Annotated in this window: 13 protein-coding genes, 1 tRNA gene and 2 pseudogenes; 8 read left to right on the top strand and 8 right to left on the bottom strand. The window is 60.7% G+C overall.

The genetic code is table 11. From position 1 onward, the window contains the following. Positions 1–148, top strand: a pseudogene (locus tag BBF93_RS20055) (IS481 family transposase); the annotation flags it as partial. Here BBF93_RS20055 and BBF93_RS08060 read toward each other — a convergent pair. Continuing rightward, positions 137–736 (bottom strand): annotated as a pseudogene (locus tag BBF93_RS08060) (GTP-binding protein); the annotation flags it as partial. The pseudogenes BBF93_RS20055 and BBF93_RS08060 overlap by 12 nt on opposite strands. Positions 737–952: 216 nt before the next feature. On the opposite strand from BBF93_RS08060, the gene BBF93_RS08055 reads away from it, so the two are divergent. From BBF93_RS08055 to BBF93_RS08035, 5 genes are all read left to right on the top strand, one after another. Then, entirely contained in the window at positions 953–2,503 is a 1,551-nt protein-coding gene (locus tag BBF93_RS08055) for a glucose-6-phosphate isomerase (RefSeq protein WP_114105577.1), read from the top strand. A gap of 3 nt (positions 2,504–2,506) precedes the next feature. Beyond that, positions 2,507–3,577: a ribonuclease E/G gene (locus BBF93_RS08050; RefSeq protein WP_114105576.1), complete on the top strand. Its 1,071-nt coding sequence runs from the start codon at positions 2,507–2,509 to the stop codon at positions 3,575–3,577. After that, on the top strand, positions 3,574–3,795 hold the full coding sequence (locus BBF93_RS08045) for a DNA gyrase inhibitor YacG (RefSeq protein WP_035602757.1): 222 nt from the start codon (positions 3,574–3,576) through the stop codon (positions 3,793–3,795). Before BBF93_RS08050 ends, BBF93_RS08045 begins: the two co-directional genes overlap by 4 nt. Positions 3,796–3,852: 57 nt before the next feature. Next, positions 3,853–3,927, top strand: a tRNA-Phe gene (locus BBF93_RS08040). Between the two features lie 174 nt (positions 3,928–4,101). Further along, positions 4,102–5,319 (top strand): integrase arm-type DNA-binding domain-containing protein, encoded by a 1,218-nt coding sequence (locus tag BBF93_RS08035; protein ID WP_114105575.1) that lies wholly within the window; start codon positions 4,102–4,104, stop codon positions 5,317–5,319. A 364-nt stretch (positions 5,320–5,683) separates the two neighbouring features. Here the strand turns inward: BBF93_RS08035 and lspA are convergent, their stop codons facing one another. After that, a complete protein-coding gene (gene lspA, locus BBF93_RS08030; protein WP_114105574.1) occupies positions 5,684–6,148 on the bottom strand; it encodes a signal peptidase II in 465 nt (154 codons plus the stop codon). Beyond that, positions 6,145–6,771: a cation transporter gene (locus tag BBF93_RS08025; protein WP_114105573.1), complete on the bottom strand. Its 627-nt coding sequence runs from the start codon at positions 6,769–6,771 to the stop codon at positions 6,145–6,147. Before BBF93_RS08025 ends, lspA begins: the two co-directional genes overlap by 4 nt. Before the next feature lie 61 nt (positions 6,772–6,832). Here BBF93_RS08025 and BBF93_RS08020 point away from each other — a divergent pair, with 61 nt between their 5' ends. Together BBF93_RS08020 and BBF93_RS08010 are read left to right on the top strand one after the other, a co-directional pair. After that, positions 6,833–7,231, top strand: coding sequence for a helix-turn-helix domain-containing protein (locus tag BBF93_RS08020; RefSeq protein ID WP_114105572.1), 399 nt, complete (start codon positions 6,833–6,835; stop codon positions 7,229–7,231). A gap of 484 nt (positions 7,232–7,715) precedes the next feature. Next, positions 7,716–8,651, top strand: coding sequence for a HEPN domain-containing protein (locus BBF93_RS08010; RefSeq protein WP_162786478.1), 936 nt, complete (start codon positions 7,716–7,718; stop codon positions 8,649–8,651). Positions 8,652–8,689: 38 nt separating this feature from the next. On the opposite strand, the gene BBF93_RS08005 is transcribed toward BBF93_RS08010, so the two are convergent. The 5 genes from BBF93_RS08005 to BBF93_RS07985 form a co-directional block, all read right to left on the bottom strand. Then, positions 8,690–9,112, bottom strand: a complete 423-nt coding sequence (locus BBF93_RS08005) for a ribbon-helix-helix protein, CopG family (protein ID WP_199288441.1) — start codon at positions 9,110–9,112, stop codon at positions 8,690–8,692. 1 nt (position 9,113) lies between these two features. Further along, entirely contained in the window at positions 9,114–11,063 is a 1,950-nt protein-coding gene (locus BBF93_RS08000; RefSeq protein WP_114105570.1) for a conjugal transfer protein TraG, read from the bottom strand. A 132-nt stretch (positions 11,064–11,195) separates the two neighbouring features. Beyond that, positions 11,196–11,573 (bottom strand): helix-turn-helix domain-containing protein, encoded by a 378-nt coding sequence (locus BBF93_RS07995; protein WP_114105569.1) that lies wholly within the window; start codon positions 11,571–11,573, stop codon positions 11,196–11,198. 301 nt (positions 11,574–11,874) lie between these two features. After that, a complete protein-coding gene (locus BBF93_RS07990; protein ID WP_114105568.1) occupies positions 11,875–12,729 on the bottom strand; it encodes a hypothetical protein in 855 nt (284 codons plus the stop codon). Between the two features lie 348 nt (positions 12,730–13,077). Beyond that, on the bottom strand, positions 13,078–15,000 hold the full coding sequence (locus BBF93_RS07985) for a DUF3363 domain-containing protein (RefSeq protein ID WP_114105567.1): 1,923 nt from the start codon (positions 14,998–15,000) through the stop codon (positions 13,078–13,080). Positions 15,001–15,355: the final 355 nt, after the last annotated feature.

Here is a 15,355-nt window from a genome sequence, read left to right as displayed (position 1 = left end):
CGATATCCGCATCCCCGCAATCAGTACAGTTCATGCCGTGCTCGACCGGCACGGCCTGGTGAAGAAGGCGAAGCGGCCGCGTCAAAGGGCATTGGGAACCGCCCTGTCATCTGGCAGCGTTCCCAATGCCCTTTGGTGCGTCGACTTCATTCATCAGCTCGAGGATCGCGTTCTGGCCGATTTCGGCGTCGCGGTCTTCAACGGCGGCCAGAGCCGAACCCTTGATGATCGGAATGTCGTCGCCCGGGAAGTTGTAGGACGACAAGAGGTCGCGCACTTCCATCTCGACGAGTTCGAGCAGCTCGGCATCGTCAACCATGTCGACCTTGTTCAGGAACACGACGAGCGCCGGCACGCCGACCTGACGGGCCAGCAGGATGTGCTCGCGGGTCTGCGGCATCGGGCCGTCAGCAGCCGAGCACACCAGGATCGCGCCGTCCATCTGGGCCGCGCCGGTGATCATGTTCTTCACATAGTCAGCGTGGCCGGGGCAGTCGACGTGCGCATAGTGACGGTTGGCCGTCTCATATTCCACGTGCGCGGTGTTGATCGTGATGCCGCGTGCCTTCTCTTCCGGCGCCGCGTCGATGTCGGCATATGCCTTCGCCGTCGCACCGCCAGACTTCGCCAGCGTGATCGTGATCGCTGCCGTCAGCGTCGTCTTGCCGTGGTCAACGTGGCCAATCGTGCCAATGTTCACGTGCGGCTTCGTACGCTCAAACTTTGCCTTGCCCATCGGGCCTCTCCTATAATTGGTGTCGTCCGGCCCGCCGGACAGGTTCAACCTAGATTGATCTCCGGCCACATGGCCTTCAAGCGGCGCCTAATACCCATGTGTGACACGGGTTTCAAGCGGGGTTTTACGGGGCAAAGCTGCACATTTGCAGGCCTTGCGAAGCCAAACGCCCCGGCCGATAAGCGCACGGTCTGACTTTACGGAATTGAGGACCGAATGCGCAGTGAACTCCAAGACCATGCCGCCCGCCTGAGGCTGCAGCCTCTGAAGCTGCTCGCGACAGCGCGCGCAGGGGATCAGCCGCTCGAAGCGGCAGGTTGGAAAATCAGCCTTGCGCGGCACTTTCTGGATACCTCCGCAGAGGCCAGCCTGCTCCAACACGGCGCGGATGCGGCATTGGTAAAGGCGGGCGAAGATCTTTTCGGCGGCGCTATCGTGAACCCCTCGGAAGACCGCCCTGCCCTGCACTGGGCTTTGCGGGCCCCGGTGCGCCTGACGGGAGAAGCCGAAACCATTCGCCAGAGCGTTCTGCCGGCGCTTGAATTTGCAGGGAAAATCCAGACCGGCGAAATCCGCACCGCGCATGGTGAGGCGTTTACGGCCGTCCTTCACATCGGCATCGGCGGATCGGATTTCGGGCCGCGCCTGATTGCGGACGCATTCGAGGATCTGGCGCACCCGTCGATCGAACTGCGGTTTGCCGCCAATGTGGATCCCTACGACCTGGACCGGGCCATGGCAGGACTTGATCCTCTGTCCACGCTGGTGATCGGGGTGTCCAAATCCTTCGGCACCGAAGAAACACTCTATAATCTGGGCCGTGCGCGCGCCTGGCTGGAGGACAAGCTGGGCGATGATGCCGCCCGCCACCTCGCTCTGGTGACGGCCAATCCGGAGAAGGCCAAGGCCTGGCTGGGTGGGCGTGACGCCTACACGTTCGATATGCCGATCTCTGTGGGCGGGCGATTCTCGCTGTGGTCGGCCGCGTCACTGGCCTGCATGATCTATCTGGGGCCTGAGACCTTCCGGAAAATTCTCAATGGTGCCAACGAGATGGATGAGCATGTGCGCACGGCGCCGCTCGAATCGAATGCCGCCATGCGGCTGGCGCTGCTGGATTTCTGGAATACCTCCATCCGCGAGAAGCCGATGCGGGTGCTGCTGGCCTATGCCAACCGCCTGCGCATGTTGCCGACTTATCTGCAGCAGCTGGAGATGGAGTCGAACGGTAAATCCGTTGATTCTGAAGGCAATACGGTCTCCCCACCCACAGCGCCCGCCCTCTGGGGCGGCGAAGGATCAGTAGGCCAGCACTCCTATCACCAATGGCTGCACCAGGGATCGCAGGATGTGCCGTGCGAATTCATTCTGGCGCCGGACTTTGACCGCGATTCTGAAGGATTGGACGCGCTGGCCGCTCATGCGCTGGCGCAGGCCGAAGTGCTCGCCAATGGCCGCAGCTTCGAGGAAGTACGCGCTGAAGAGCCGGGGATAAGCGAGGCCGTATCCGCGCAGAAAGTGCATGCCGGCGGGCGGCCCTCCACGCTGCTCTCCCATGCTGGTTTCGGCCCGGAGGCCTTCGGGGCGCTGGTAGCGCTGTACGAACACCGCACCTATTTCGCCGGCAAGCTGTGGGGATTGAACCCCTTCGATCAGTGGGGCGTGGAGCGCGGCAAGACCATGGCTGGGCGCATCAAGGCGGTGCTGAAGACCCCTGACAAGGCCGCTGATCCTGTAACAGCTGCGCTGCTGAAGCAGATTTTCTGAGGCATGGCGATTGCCCGCCTCCTGCGCGAGCAGACAGTGGGCGAGACCCGCTGGCTGGCGCTTGATTCGGGGGACAGGCCCGCTGCGCTTTACCTTGAGCGCGCCTCGAACATTGCAGTGCTCGGGGCTCGGCTGGAAGGGCGCATTGGCAAGACAGAGCCCGGCGCAGGCGGGACATTCATCACCTTATCCGGGACAATGAGTGCATTCCTTCGGACAAGAAGTGGACAAATCCGGACAGTTTCGGACGCTCCGATCCCCAGCGAGGGCGCGGAAGTGACGGTCGAGGTCGTCGCCGAGGCGCGGGCCGGAAAGCTCGCCCGGGTGAAGCTGGTGGCGCCGGGCGCGGGCCCCGCGACCTCCGGCGCCGATGCCTGGCGGGTACACTTGCGGGGCGCCGGCACCGCGCCGGTGGAAGACGTGTCCCCCGGCGACACGATAGTCAGCGCCGCTTTCGAGGATGCCCTTCGCCCTGAAGTGACCCTGCCCGGCGGGGGAGAGATGCATATAGAGCGCACACGCGCGCTGACGGCGGCCGACATCGATTCGGCGGGCCGGGCCCTGAAAGGCAGCGCTGGGGCGCGTGCCCTTTCCCTCAACCGCGAGGCGGCGGGGGAACTCGCCCGACAGATGCTGCTGCGGGGTCTGGGCGGGCTCGTGGTGCTCGACTGTGTGAGCCCGATAGCGGGAGATGGGGGTGCAAAGATCCGCGCCGCTTTTGCGGAAGCTTGGAACGAACTGACCAGCCGGCAGTCGAAGGCGCTGGCGCCTTCCGCGCTTGGCCTGATGGAAGTGGCGGCCGATTGGTGGATCACGCCGTTGGCCGAGCGGATGCTGGACGCGGCGGGAGCGCCGACGCCGGAAACGGTGGCGTTGGAGGGCCTGCGCCAGCTGGAGAAGGCTGCGCAGCAGGCGCGGATGGCGCGCCTGACCCTGGCCCTGCCCCAGATGGCCCATGACTGGGTGGCGGCAAGCCGGCTCGACGCGCAGGCGCTGCTGAGCGCGAAATATGGGGCGCGGCTGTCTATCGGGGTTCACGGCAAGGCCGGGTTTGAGCTATTCCCCACCCCATGAGCAAGCCTGCGACCCCCGACCAGAAAAAGCCCCTCTGCGCCCGTTGCCGCAAGCAGACCGTGGCGGCCGAATACCGCCCCTTCTGCTCCAAACGGTGCGCCGACGCCGACCTCGGCCACTGGCTGACCGGCAGCTATGTGATCGCCGGCCGGCCTTCCGAGGATGCCGAGGAAGCCGCCAGCGGACGCCCCGCTGAAGATGATACAGAATCCCACTGATTTGTGCGTAGACAAGGCCCGCGCGCTTCGTTAAGTAGCCGCTTCCCCGTTCGGCCCGCCCGGGTAGCTCAGGGGTAGAGCAGCGGATTGAAAATCCGCGTGTCGGTGGTTCGATTCCGCCCCCGGGCACCATTCAGGCTTCCAGCGACGTCCGCGGGCCTCCACCAGTATCCATAAAAACAAGGCTTTAGGTCGGCGCGACCAGCGTCTCCGTCCGCCAACGTCCACCCAAAAACGTTGGAAGAAATTTTTTTTGTTGGCATTTTGTTGGCACCGAGACGGCCCGGAATCGCAACGGCCGGAAAAATGCCAACACTTTTTGACGATGCCAACAAAATGCCCCTGACAGACACACGGATCCGAGGCCTCAAACCCGACAGCCGACCGAAGCGATACAGCGATGGTTATGGCCTTTATGTGGAGGTGACACCCGGAGGATCGAAGCTCTGGAAGCTGGCCTACCGCTTTGAGGGCAAGCAGAAGACACTGTCGTTCGGCCCATACCCGGAGGTCTCCCTTGCGCGGGCCAGAGAACGGCGGCTTGAAGCCCGGACGATGCTATTCGAAGGCGTAGACCCTTCGGCTATCAAAAAGGCTGGCGAAGAAGTGCGGCGCGCTGAGATCGAGGATACCTTCGCCCGGATCGCTGATGAACTGCTCCAGAAGGAGGAGATCGAGGGACTTGCCCCGGCCACGCTGAAGAAAAAACGCTGGCTCGCGCGACTTGCATGCGAAGACCTCGGCCCGAAGCCCATACGGGACATCAAGGCACCCCAAATCCTCGCGACCCTTCGAAGAGTTGAGAAAGAGGGAAACTACGAATCAGCACGCCGGCTTCGTGCCCTGATCGGTCAGATCTTTCGCTACGCCATCGCAACGACCCGGGCGGACGGTGACCCGACCGTGGCGCTGAAGGGGGCGCTTATCGCGCCCAAGGTCCAGCACAGGGCCGCCGTGACCGACCGCAAGGGGTTTGCGAAGCTGATCAGGACCGTCTGGACGTATGAGGGCACGGTCGAAGCCCAGGCTGCCCTGAAGCTGCTGGCGCTGCTCTATCCCCGTCCTGGCGAGCTACGCCTGTCCCACTGGAGCGAGTTCGACTTTGAAGAGCGGATGTGGACCATCCCGGCCGACCGGACCAAAACGCGCAAACTGCACACGAAGCCCCTGCCCGGACCCGCCATCGAGATCCTCAAGGATCTGAAGCGGTTCACCGGCAAAGGTTCGCTCGTCCTGCCGTCTCAGATGTCGGACGGACGGCCCCTCAGCGAGAACACCATGAACTACGCGCTGCGCCGGCTCGATATCCAAGCAGACGTCCATACGTGCCACGGGTTCAGATCGAGCGCTTCAAGCCTGCTCAATGAGAGTGGGAAATGGCACCCAGACGCTATCGAAGCCGAGCTCGCCCATGTCGGCGACAATCATGTGCGCAAGGCCTATCACCGAGCAACCTATTGGGACGAACGCGTCCGCATGGCGGAATGGTGGGCGGCAGAAGTGATGAAATTTGCAACTCCATGACAACGCAAACACCCCATCAAGACCGTTTAGCGAACTGGCTGGCGCACGCGCACACATAACAAGTCGGTCGCCAAAAATTTAATGCGAATGCTCGCGTCAAAAACGGGGTCGTTGCAGACCTTCTACCCGCTCCATATTCGTGAGTCCGCAATATACAGGATGGGTCGCTTAAACCTCGTCCATTATCGAGCTTTCCAGGGTGCTGACGCCGTCTACTGAGGGCACTCGCACAAGATATACTTGGCGCTCCTCATCGGATGCTTCCAGCGGTCGTTCAGGATGCGGGGACCCGAGCGAGAGATTATTCCTTCGTTGAAGCCTGAAATCTGTCCCGTAGCAGGCGGGGCACGTAGCACTGAGGTTGTTAAGTGGAAGTCTGATTGCGCGGGCTAAGTGAATGCCAAAGAAGCAAGACCGCACCACACACGATTGCTGCGTCGGCCAGGTTAAAAGCTGGCCAATGCCAACCGGCAGCATGGAAGTCCAGAAAGTCCGTCACAGCGCCGCGGTGCACCCGGTCGATTAGGTTGCCTAACGCGCCGCCGACGATTAGCGCCAACGCAAGCTGCTCACCTGATCGCGTCGTGCGACAGAACCAAAATGCCAAAGCCACCGTGATTGCCGCTGTGATGACAATGACAGGCCAAGCGCTCGATGCAGTTCCGAAGAGCCCGAAAGATACGCCGCGATTAAAGCTTAGTGTCAGGTCGAAAAATGGCAGCAACTCCAACGGTTGTGCTTCGTGCAAGCGCGATCGCGCCCAAGCCTTCGTCCCGAGGTCGAGTGCCGGAACGGCGAGGAATGCAGTTGCGCCCAATAGCCTGTTCATTCCGCCACCTCACGGAGTTCACGGCGTGAATCCCGGATGATTTGCACCGACGAGTGCAGGAAAAGGAATGCAATGGCTGCGCCCGCAATAAGGTCGGGCCAATACGACCCCGAAACAACCACGAGTGCCGCAGCAGCCAAGACAATCAAGTTACCGATCGCGTCATTGCGGCTATACAGCCAGACGGCGCGCACGCTTGCGTCGCCATTGCGGTGCTTCAGCAGCAACAAGGCGGCACCGATGTTTACGCAAAGCCCGAGCACCCCGTAGACGCTCATTCCGAATGGTTCAGGCGCAACGCCGCCCGCCATTCGGGACAACGCAGTGCCCAGCACGAACAGTCCCAACGCACCGAGAGCGAACCCTTGCCAAAGGCTGGCCAACGAGCGCACGCGGCGCGAACGGCCCACCAGCAGCAGGCCAATGCCGGTTGCGAGCGCATCGCCTAGAAAATCCAGCAAATCCGCCCGGACGGACACCGACCCGCCGGTAACAGTGATAATCAAACCGATCAGGAACATGCCTGCATTCAGGAAGACGACGAGCCATAACGTGCGCACATAAGCGGGCGTGGTCGCCGCTTCGACTGCCTTCGCTCCGCATCCATCTTCGCATCCGCTCATGGTGTATTCCTCCAGTTCAGTTTTACTGGTACATCCTCAAGTAACTAGAGGATCAAGCTTAATGTTGCATCTCCCTATCGGCGAGGTGGCGCGCCGTACGAAACTCAAGATTCCAACCATACGTTTTTATGAGGAGATCGGTCTGCTGCCAGCGCCGCGGCGAGCTCCAAACGGGCGACGCGTCTACGGCGAGACCGAGATCTCGCGGCTCGCTTTTATTCAGAACGCCAGGCAGCTTGGTTTCGGTCTTGACCAGATCCGCGCACTTCTTGATCTGTCCAGCAGGCCCGCGAGCACGTGCGAGGATGCGCGAACAATCGCACAGGACAATCTTCAAATCGTGAAGTCGCGGATTGCTGCGCTGCGTTCGCTCGAGCGCGAACTTCAACAAATTGTGGTCAGCTGTGAAGGCGGAACCGCGCGCGACTGCCGAATCATTGAGGCACTCGCAAAGCTGTGACCGGTTGAGAGCGAGCGCCTCAAGTCTGCCCAATGAAAGTGGCAAATGACACCCTGACGCCATCGAAGCCGAGCTCGCGCATGTGGGCGACGATCATGTCTGCAAGGCCTATTACCGGGCAACCTATAGGGACGAACGCATCCGCATGGCGGAATGGTGGGCGACTGAAGTGATGAAACTTACGGCCAAGTAAAAACGAAAACGCCGAGCCCTCCGTGGCTGACTCGCCCCCTAATCCGGGCCGTTTATTGGCAGACCTTGTTCGGGGCTGACCCCGACTTTGGTCCGGCCGTCACTCGACTTCTCGAGCGAGTGTTGCTCACACATCGAGGAATAAGCTCAGGGCCGCCATCAACTCCGATGCTCCATGGCCCACAGCCTGAATACCAAGAATCAATTTGTCGGCAGCTCAGTCTTCAATAGACAGACACTCCTCAATTTCCGAGAAAGAGCGCCCAGCAATAACCCAAAATGGTGTGTAACATTGAAATCCAGCCTCGATCATCTCCCCCCTGCCCGGCAGGCCGAGTTTGCCCGGATACAGGAGGTCATCCTCGAGGAGCTGGAAACCCGCATCAAGGCGGACGGCAAGGCCCGCGCGAAACGCTACCGCCTCCTGAAGCTCGTCCTCTTCGGGAGTTTCGCCAAAGGCACCTGGTTTGAGGACAGCCGGTCGGGACGTGCCTCAGATGTCGACCTCCTTGCCATCGTCAGCCATGAAGCCCTCACCGAGATGAGCGCCTTCTGGGGCGAGGTCGAAGACCGCCTCTATAGCGACCCGCTCGTCAAACGCGACGTCTCCATTATCGTCCACACCCTGCAGGACGTGAACCGTCAGCTCAAGGATGGACAGTATTTCTTCTCAGAGATCATCCAGCAGGGCATTCTGCTCTTCGAAGACACCGAGCCCGACAAGAACGGAAACCCCAAGAACCTCCTCGCCAAACCTGCGCAACCTGATGCGCAGATAGCCTATTCGGCGGCTACCAAGTATTTCCAAAGCTGGAACAAGTCCGCCCAGTTGTTCCTAGCGACCGGCAAACAACATCTTGATGGCAAGGACGTAGAAACAAGAAACTTTGCCGCTTTTCAGCTCCATCAAGCCGCCGAGAGCGCGTACCGGATGTTCCTGCTGACCACGACCCTCTACGCCCCGGGCACCCACCATCTGGGAAAGTTGCGAAACATCGCGCGCACGATTGATGGTCGACTTGACGAGGTATGGGAGCCGCCGCAGAAGCCCTACAAACGCTATTTCGAGCTCCTGCGCCGCGCCTATGTCGAAGCGCGCTACTCACCCTCATATGAAACGACACAGGAAATCCTCACCTGGCAGGCCGACCGGATCGAGCAGTTGATCGCTGTTGCGAGCGAGCTCTGCAACGAACGCCTCGAGCGGCTGCAGGCAGAAGCGAACTGATCGTCGCGTCCGCCGCAGCCTGTAAGCGAGTACATTAATCAAAGTGTCGACTGATGTTCAGCCTCCGGATCAAGGATCCGGTCGGAAAGCCTATTCCCAGATACGGACCGCCGCGCCACCTGCTGAATAAAATAATCAAACCGCCTCTGCCCCAAGGCCTGCGCGATGTCGCGCTCTCCTTCCGGGATCGGATCGGTGCGGGTGAGCCAGTAAAGAACGAACTGGCCAAGCGTCTCCAGCAAGAGCGCGACATCCCGTTCGATCTCTCCCTGCCGAACCTCAAACGCCTCAAGCCTTTCCAGCAGTCTCTCTTCCAGCCCATGCCGCATCGCCGGCTCAAAATACTCCTGCAGCGCCTGCTCGATGATGGCGTTCTTGGTCACGCCGGGTCGGCGTGTTGCTTCTTCGAGCTTACGATGCAGGTCTGCCCGAAGGCGCAGGTTCAGTCGCGGCTTCCCCATCTCAGAAATCCGGCAGGAAATCGCTGCCCTCCTTATCCAGTCCGGCCGCCCGGCGGACCGCCTTCGTATTGGGGGCCTCCTCGACTTGGTCCTCGTCATCGAGTTCTGTCGCGAGCTCGGCAACATCAATATTGGGATCGCGTTTCAGCGGATCCAGTTCCGGCTCCAGCCTGAGACCGCCGCTGGTTTCACCCCCTGCGCCATCGCCAAGGCGCCAAGATGGCGGCCTGACAGACGCCATTGTGATCCAGCTATCCTGTTGCCCCTCTTCCATGCGGTCCGCCGAAGCGGGTGGCAGGACCCGCCGGGTGAAATTGCCATCCTTGAAGTAGCGCAATTTCTTCGCGCGCACCGGCGGGACACCTGAAACCATGACGATCTCGTCGGTGGCTGGCAGCTGCATGATTTCTCCCGGCGTCATCAGGGCGCGCTGGGTCTCCTGCCGCGAGACCATCATGTGGGAGAGCCAGGGCGCGAGCCGGTGGCCGGTATAGTTCTTCTGGGATCGCAGCTCGGTCTTGGTGCCAAGCGCTTCGGAAATCCGCTTGGCCGTGCGCTCATCATTGGTCGCAAAGGCCACCCGGACATGGCAATTGTCCAGAATGGCATTGTTTGGACCATATGCCTTCTCGATCTGGTTCAGCGACTGGGCGACCAGGAAAGCCCGGACCCCATACCCTGCCATGAAGGCAAGCGCCGTCTCGAAGAAATCGATCCGCCCCAGGGCTGGGAATTCGTCCAGCATCAGGAGCAGCTTCCGCCGGGAGGGATCCGGCTCCTCTTCGGTCAGCCGGCGCGCAACCTGGTTGAGGACAAGGCGCATGAGGGGCTTGGTGCGCGAGACATCCGAGGGCGGACAGGCAAGGTAGAGCGACAAAGGCCTTTCCCCGCCCACAAGGTCCTCGATCCTCCAGTCACTCATGGAGGTCACCTCGGCCACAACCGGATCCCGGTAGAGGCTGAGAAAGCTCAGCGCTGTTGAGAGCACGCCGGAGCGTTCATTCTCCGACTTGTTTTGCAGCTCCCGGGCCGCCTGAGCGACGATCGGATGCGGATGCGTCCCTTGATGATGTGTCGACATCATCAGCCGCAGCGTCTCGGTGAACGTCCGCCCCGGATCGGACAGGAACCGGGCGCAGCCCGCCAGCGTCTTGTCCTCTTCCGCATACAGCACGTGCAGGATCACGCCTGTCAGCAGGGCATGACCTGTCTTTTCCCAATGGTTTCGGCGCTCCAAGGAGCCTTCCGGGTCGACGAGGATGTCGGCAATGTTCTGCGCGTCCCGGACTTCCCCTTCTCCGCGCCGCACCTCCAGGAGCGGATTAAACCGCGGGCTCTTGGGATTTGTCGGATCAAAGCGGATGCACCCTGAAAAGGTGGACCGCCAACCCGACGTGAGCGTCCAGTTCTCTCCCTTGATATCATGGATCACGGCGCTCCCGGTCCAGGACAGCAGGGTCGGCACCACCAGCCCGACGCCCTTTCCTGACCGCGTCGGGGCAAACGCCATGATATGTTCCGGCCCGGCATGACGCAGGTACCGGCCGCGATAGCGTCCGAGGAAGACCCCTTCCCTCCCGGATAATTTGTGCCGCCGCACATCCTTCGGGGTCGCCCAGCGTGCAGACCCGTAGGTCGTTACGAACTTTGCATCCTGGCTGCGGATTACTGAACCGATCACGGCAACGAGAATGCCAAACAAGCCGCCGCTTGCCGCGATCAATCCTGCCTTCGCAAAGACCTCCGGCGCATAGGCTTCATAAGCGTACCACCACTGGAAGAGCCGCCAGGGTAAATACACCGGCTGCTCACCAATACTGAACCAGGGCGCGCCAAGCGCCCCCTGGTAAGCCAAAGCCTCCGCCACCCACTGTGTGGCATACCAGTTCGTCATTACAATGACGATCAGCACAATGCCGACCTGTCCAATCAAGATTTTTCCGGGATTCATAAGCGTAGACTCCAGCTTCTAAAAACGAAGCCGCATCATCCACTAACCGCATCGGGGCTGCCTAGTTGGACGCTATCCAGAAATATGCAGACGCACGCAGACCTGACCAACGGCGGGGCAATGCCCCGCCGGCTACTTGCTCGACAACGCGCGGAGAATTTTGGCCATCGTCTCAAGCGTCGCCAGGGAATTCGTCCGGTCAATCAGGACGTGACACCTGCGCCGTGCCCTCTGGATCCCGGTGTCCTCAACCTCTGTATCAGCGTAGCCCTCAAACAAAGCATCGACCGGTAGCGTGAAAAACCGGGCAAACTCGAACAGCATGCCCGCAGACATACGGTTGGTTCCGCTTTCATACTTATGAAGTTGCTGGTGACTGATCCCTATCGCGTCTGCCAGAGCGGAGAGTGTCAGTCCGGCATCCGTGCGCAGCCGTCGGACGTTCGCTCCCACGATGAGATCAGCTCCCACCGCTTTCCGTCCAGAGCGTTTCCTCGCAGGCTTCTTCATCGCTACCCCCGCACCAAATATTTGATTCCAGCATAATCGATGTCCCCTGCGCGACAATCGACAAACGGCTCACCCCCGGATCACCACTATGACAGTAACGGCTTCAAAATCCCGAAAGCGGACTTTTGGTGTGCCGCGCCTCGGTAGGCAGATACTCGTCATTTCCCGACGCCGAAGCCCTCTCTCACAACCAACACGCCGGGTCTGGATCTAACTGGATGAAGGTCGGGGGTCTCAGCATCGCCAAAGGAACATGAATTTACGTCTATCCCGCGGGCTGCCTAGCACGGCAAGCATAGCGTCAGCCCGATTTCTTCAACCTCCGTGCCTGCGCGGAAGGTGTTTTGGGGTCAATCGAAATGTTTATTTGGCGATACAGCAAGCCGTGCTCCTCGTGGTCACGTGGCGCAATCGCTAAGTCCGTGGGCGACACAACAATGGCATAGCGAACGGCAGTCAATTCCGGACCAGCCAACGCACTCCGCCTGTACAGCTTCATCTGCTCTCGAGCTTCCGCGAACTTGGAGTCCGCGCTGGCGTCGTTACCAACTTTCCACTCTGTGAGCACAAGGCCATCGAGACCACGTGATCCAAAGTCATCGCGCATATCTGCAAAAACTAGGTCAGTGCGAGCACCTGTTGAATTGACCTTAAATGCGAAGATGCCGTGTTGAAGCAAGTGAACAGCACCAAGCTGCTCGCAAGCAGTTTCGCCCTGCCCATTTAGCGCTGCTTTCCATTGCTCCCGCACCGTTGCATCTACGGCGAGCACGCGTTGCAGATGCAAAAAGGCTCGTTCAGCGCGCGAACGTATATGCTCTTGCTGATCGGATAGTAGATAGTCGAGTTCGACTTTAAGACTGAGCAGCATAACAACGGCTGACCTGCCTTTGGTCCAATCCTCCGCACCATCGAACACGCCGACGTGCTTCTCCGTCATGAATTCGGTTATGCGAGATTTGGCGGCCGCAGGTAATGTAGAGTCATAGTCACAAACCAACTGCTTGATCAGCGCCAGCGTGTTCTTGCAGGCAATTCCAATTTCCCGATAGGATTTGTAGCTCTCCTGACCAGGCAGCCTTGAATAAAAATCTGCTGCACGCCCCGTTCCGTCAATTCGAGCGGAGATCGCGCGCCATTGGTCTAGGTAGGACATTGACCAGCCTGCTAGTTGGTAAGCTTGATATTGATTCTTGTATCGCCGCTCCAGCCTAGATAGTTGTCACCTACTTACAAAGTGGGTCACCTGGACGCCTCCGCATTTTAATCACCTTCGACGCTCAAGCGACGAAATCAAGGCCGCGCAAGCGCGCGATGTTCGTGAACTCTGTCAGTTCTTGCGTGTGGCTGCAACGGGCCAATCCCGGTCGATGAGGTTGTCAGTTCCCTTGGCTGCATTTACGCACGTTACTGCCGTAACGCTTTGGGAGCTCAGCGCCCTGCTTCGACATGGATCAAACGTTGAACCGATAGTCCCAATGAGGATCGAGGAAGCGCTTGCGGATCAACGCTCCAATCCCCGCTCAATCCCGATCGTCCAACTGACGCCGGCAGCTGTCCGTCTGAACTCCATATCCCGCCCCCGGTGACGCTCCATCTCCGGCCGCCATGGAACCAGCGCAAATTCCTTTGCATTCCCGACGACCGCAATCCTTCCCTGCCCCAGATCAATCGCCTTCTCGAACCGGCCGTCAAATCTGTCTCCCGGTACCAGCTCCACAGCGGCGCGCCCGGTTGATGACGCAAGCATGCCTGAAGTCCTTCGCAGCTCAATGACGCGCAACCTGCCTCGTAAAGCCTCGCCCGCCTCTCTTTCCCCCCTTTCAAGCCAGCCTTTCTCCTGAAGAAAGGCGAGACGCGCCTGCCGGACCTTCGCCAGCCGGTCGCCGGGCACCCCGGCGTCTTCCATGTCGAGCCATGTCAGACCCGCGTGCCGGACCTGCTCTGTGAGCGGAAGCCAGGACCGGACCTGTACCTCAAGCCGCCCCGTCCGCGCCGCATCAAAGTCGGCGGCGCGCCGGGCAAAATCCCGCGGCACCTGCCACACGCCATCGCCGCCACGTTCCACAATCCCGGCGCGCCGCAAAGCTTCCAGGCGTCGGACATGTCCCTGCCGCCAGACCGACGTTGACGCAGGATCGACATCGCGATGCAGCGCGTCCGAATACACCCCGCCCGACCGTTCCGCGATCTCCAGAATGGACGCATCCATCTCCCTGAGTTTCGAGGGCCGTGTACGGACCTCGACGACGGCGCCATCGGGTGGGATCGTCCCGGGCTCCCGGAGCCCGATATCCACGATCCACCGTGTTCCATGAAAATCCTCGACAACGAGACTTCTCTGGTCTCGCAATTCGTCGTCAGGAACCGATGTCAGGACCGACCCGAGAAGGACTTCTTGCTCCTGTTCGCCCGGCTCGAAGCGGCGCAGATTCTGATCGAGGGCGTGATCCTTCTTTTTCGCCGCCAGTGCTTTCAGGATATCACCACGCTGCCCCAGCGCCTTGAGCGAGGCGTCCCAGCCCGGTTTCAGGTTCCACTGATCCTTGCCCGCTGGTGCCGCGAGACCAAGCCCTTCGAGATGGCGTAACCTCGCCCGCCGAAGCGCCTCATCAAACCGCCCCCGCGCGCCCCTGCCTTCCCTAACCCGGATGTCCATCTCTGAGGCCTCAGCGAGCATACCCCGATCCAGGCCTGTAAACCGGTCTTGTGTCACCTCACGCTGCCGCGCCTGCGCTATTTCCAGATCGCGCCTCGGACCGAGACGTTCCGTGACTATGTCCTGCGCCCGCGATGCCAGCCCCTGCCGGATATAGTCCGGCGCGATGACGAGGTCCCTGCCGTCCTCGTCCTTGCCGCGGATCACGATATGGGTGTGCGGATGACCGGTATTGTGGTGATCGACGGCGAGCCAGTCGAGGCGCGTGCCGAGATCGGATTCCATCTGCGCCATGAGGGCCCGGGTCGTCTCTTTCAGATCACCTAGCCGAGCGCCATCTTCAGCCGACACAATGATCCGGAACTGGTGCCGGTCGCCGTCGCAGCGCTGAAGGAATTCTTCCGCTTTCGGTTCGAGGCCTTCCCGTGTGTAGAGTTCGCCCCCGGATCCATCCCGCTCGACGCCGTCGCGCTGGATGTATCCGAGATGCGCTTTCAGCGCCCCGCCCCCACCACCGCGCGGCGCCCTGGAGACATGCGTCTTCACGATGACCCGGCGCATTCGGAACGCAGGCAATTTTCGGCCGCGCATTTCAAGGGCGCGCGCACTTGCCCCGCCGCGTCCCAGTCCCGCCCCGCTGAACCGCGCCTTGCCAGCTTTCCGGCCAAGCCGCGCGGCGGCCCGTCTCACCTGCTTTGAAAAGCGCTGCTCGCCACTCCGTCCCCGATCCCCTAACCGGCCAAGGCGCGGCTTAAAGTCATCCGTCATGGGAAGATTCCCCAATCAGGATATGGCGCCAGCCAGTCCTGCAGCAGATACGCCAGATCGCAGCGAACCCGGTGTCTCGACCCGGTGCAATAGGCGCCGGAAAATCGTTGTGCAGGCAAGGCGCTACCCTGGGGGTGGCGCCAGCGCTTTTAACTTGCCCTACCGGGTCCGCCGTAACCGTCCGATGACTGCACATCGATTCCGGGTCGCAATAGTTCTCCATTTGGCCTTCCCTTCCTGGTGAGGAGCTGAACATGGATTTGAAACGTTTTGAGAACACCGCACACCAGAGCTATTGGAGCGTACATATTGAAGCCTGGCGTCAGAGCGGTGTGTCGCGCACCCGCTATTGCCG

The organism is Hyphomonas sp. CACIAM 19H1 (assembly GCF_003325995.1).
GTDB lineage: Bacteria > Pseudomonadota > Alphaproteobacteria > Caulobacterales > Hyphomonadaceae > Hyphomonas > Hyphomonas polymorpha.
The sequence above is the reverse complement of the archived record's forward strand: the minus strand, read 5'-3'. Positions and strand labels throughout refer to the sequence as shown.

Bases quoted from the DNA above. Each gene is read 5' to 3' on its own strand.
- lspA (WP_114105574.1), bottom strand. From the start codon at position 6,148: ATGAACAGGCTATTGGGCGCAACTGCATTCCTCGCCGTTCCGGCACTC.
- BBF93_RS08045 (WP_035602757.1), top strand. From the start codon at position 3,574: ATGAGCAAGCCTGCGACCCCCGACCAGAAAAAGCCCCTCTGCGCCCGT.
- BBF93_RS07990 (WP_114105568.1), bottom strand. From the start codon at position 12,729: ATGTCCTACCTAGACCAATGGCGCGCGATCTCCGCTCGAATTGACGGA.
- BBF93_RS08000 (WP_114105570.1), bottom strand. From the start codon at position 11,063: ATGAATCCCGGAAAAATCTTGATTGGACAGGTCGGCATTGTGCTGATC.
- BBF93_RS08020 (WP_114105572.1), top strand. From the start codon at position 6,833: ATGTTGCATCTCCCTATCGGCGAGGTGGCGCGCCGTACGAAACTCAAG.
- BBF93_RS08035 (WP_114105575.1), top strand. From the start codon at position 4,102: ATGCCAACACTTTTTGACGATGCCAACAAAATGCCCCTGACAGACACA.
- BBF93_RS07995 (WP_114105569.1), bottom strand. From the start codon at position 11,573: ATGAAGAAGCCTGCGAGGAAACGCTCTGGACGGAAAGCGGTGGGAGCT.
- BBF93_RS08055 (WP_114105577.1), top strand. From the start codon at position 953: ATGCGCAGTGAACTCCAAGACCATGCCGCCCGCCTGAGGCTGCAGCCT.
- BBF93_RS07985 (WP_114105567.1), bottom strand. From the start codon at position 15,000: ATGACGGATGACTTTAAGCCGCGCCTTGGCCGGTTAGGGGATCGGGGA.
- BBF93_RS08050 (WP_114105576.1), top strand. From the start codon at position 2,507: ATGGCGATTGCCCGCCTCCTGCGCGAGCAGACAGTGGGCGAGACCCGC.
- BBF93_RS08005 (WP_199288441.1), bottom strand. From the start codon at position 9,112: ATGGGGAAGCCGCGACTGAACCTGCGCCTTCGGGCAGACCTGCATCGT.
- BBF93_RS08025 (WP_114105573.1), bottom strand. From the start codon at position 6,771: ATGAGCGGATGCGAAGATGGATGCGGAGCGAAGGCAGTCGAAGCGGCG.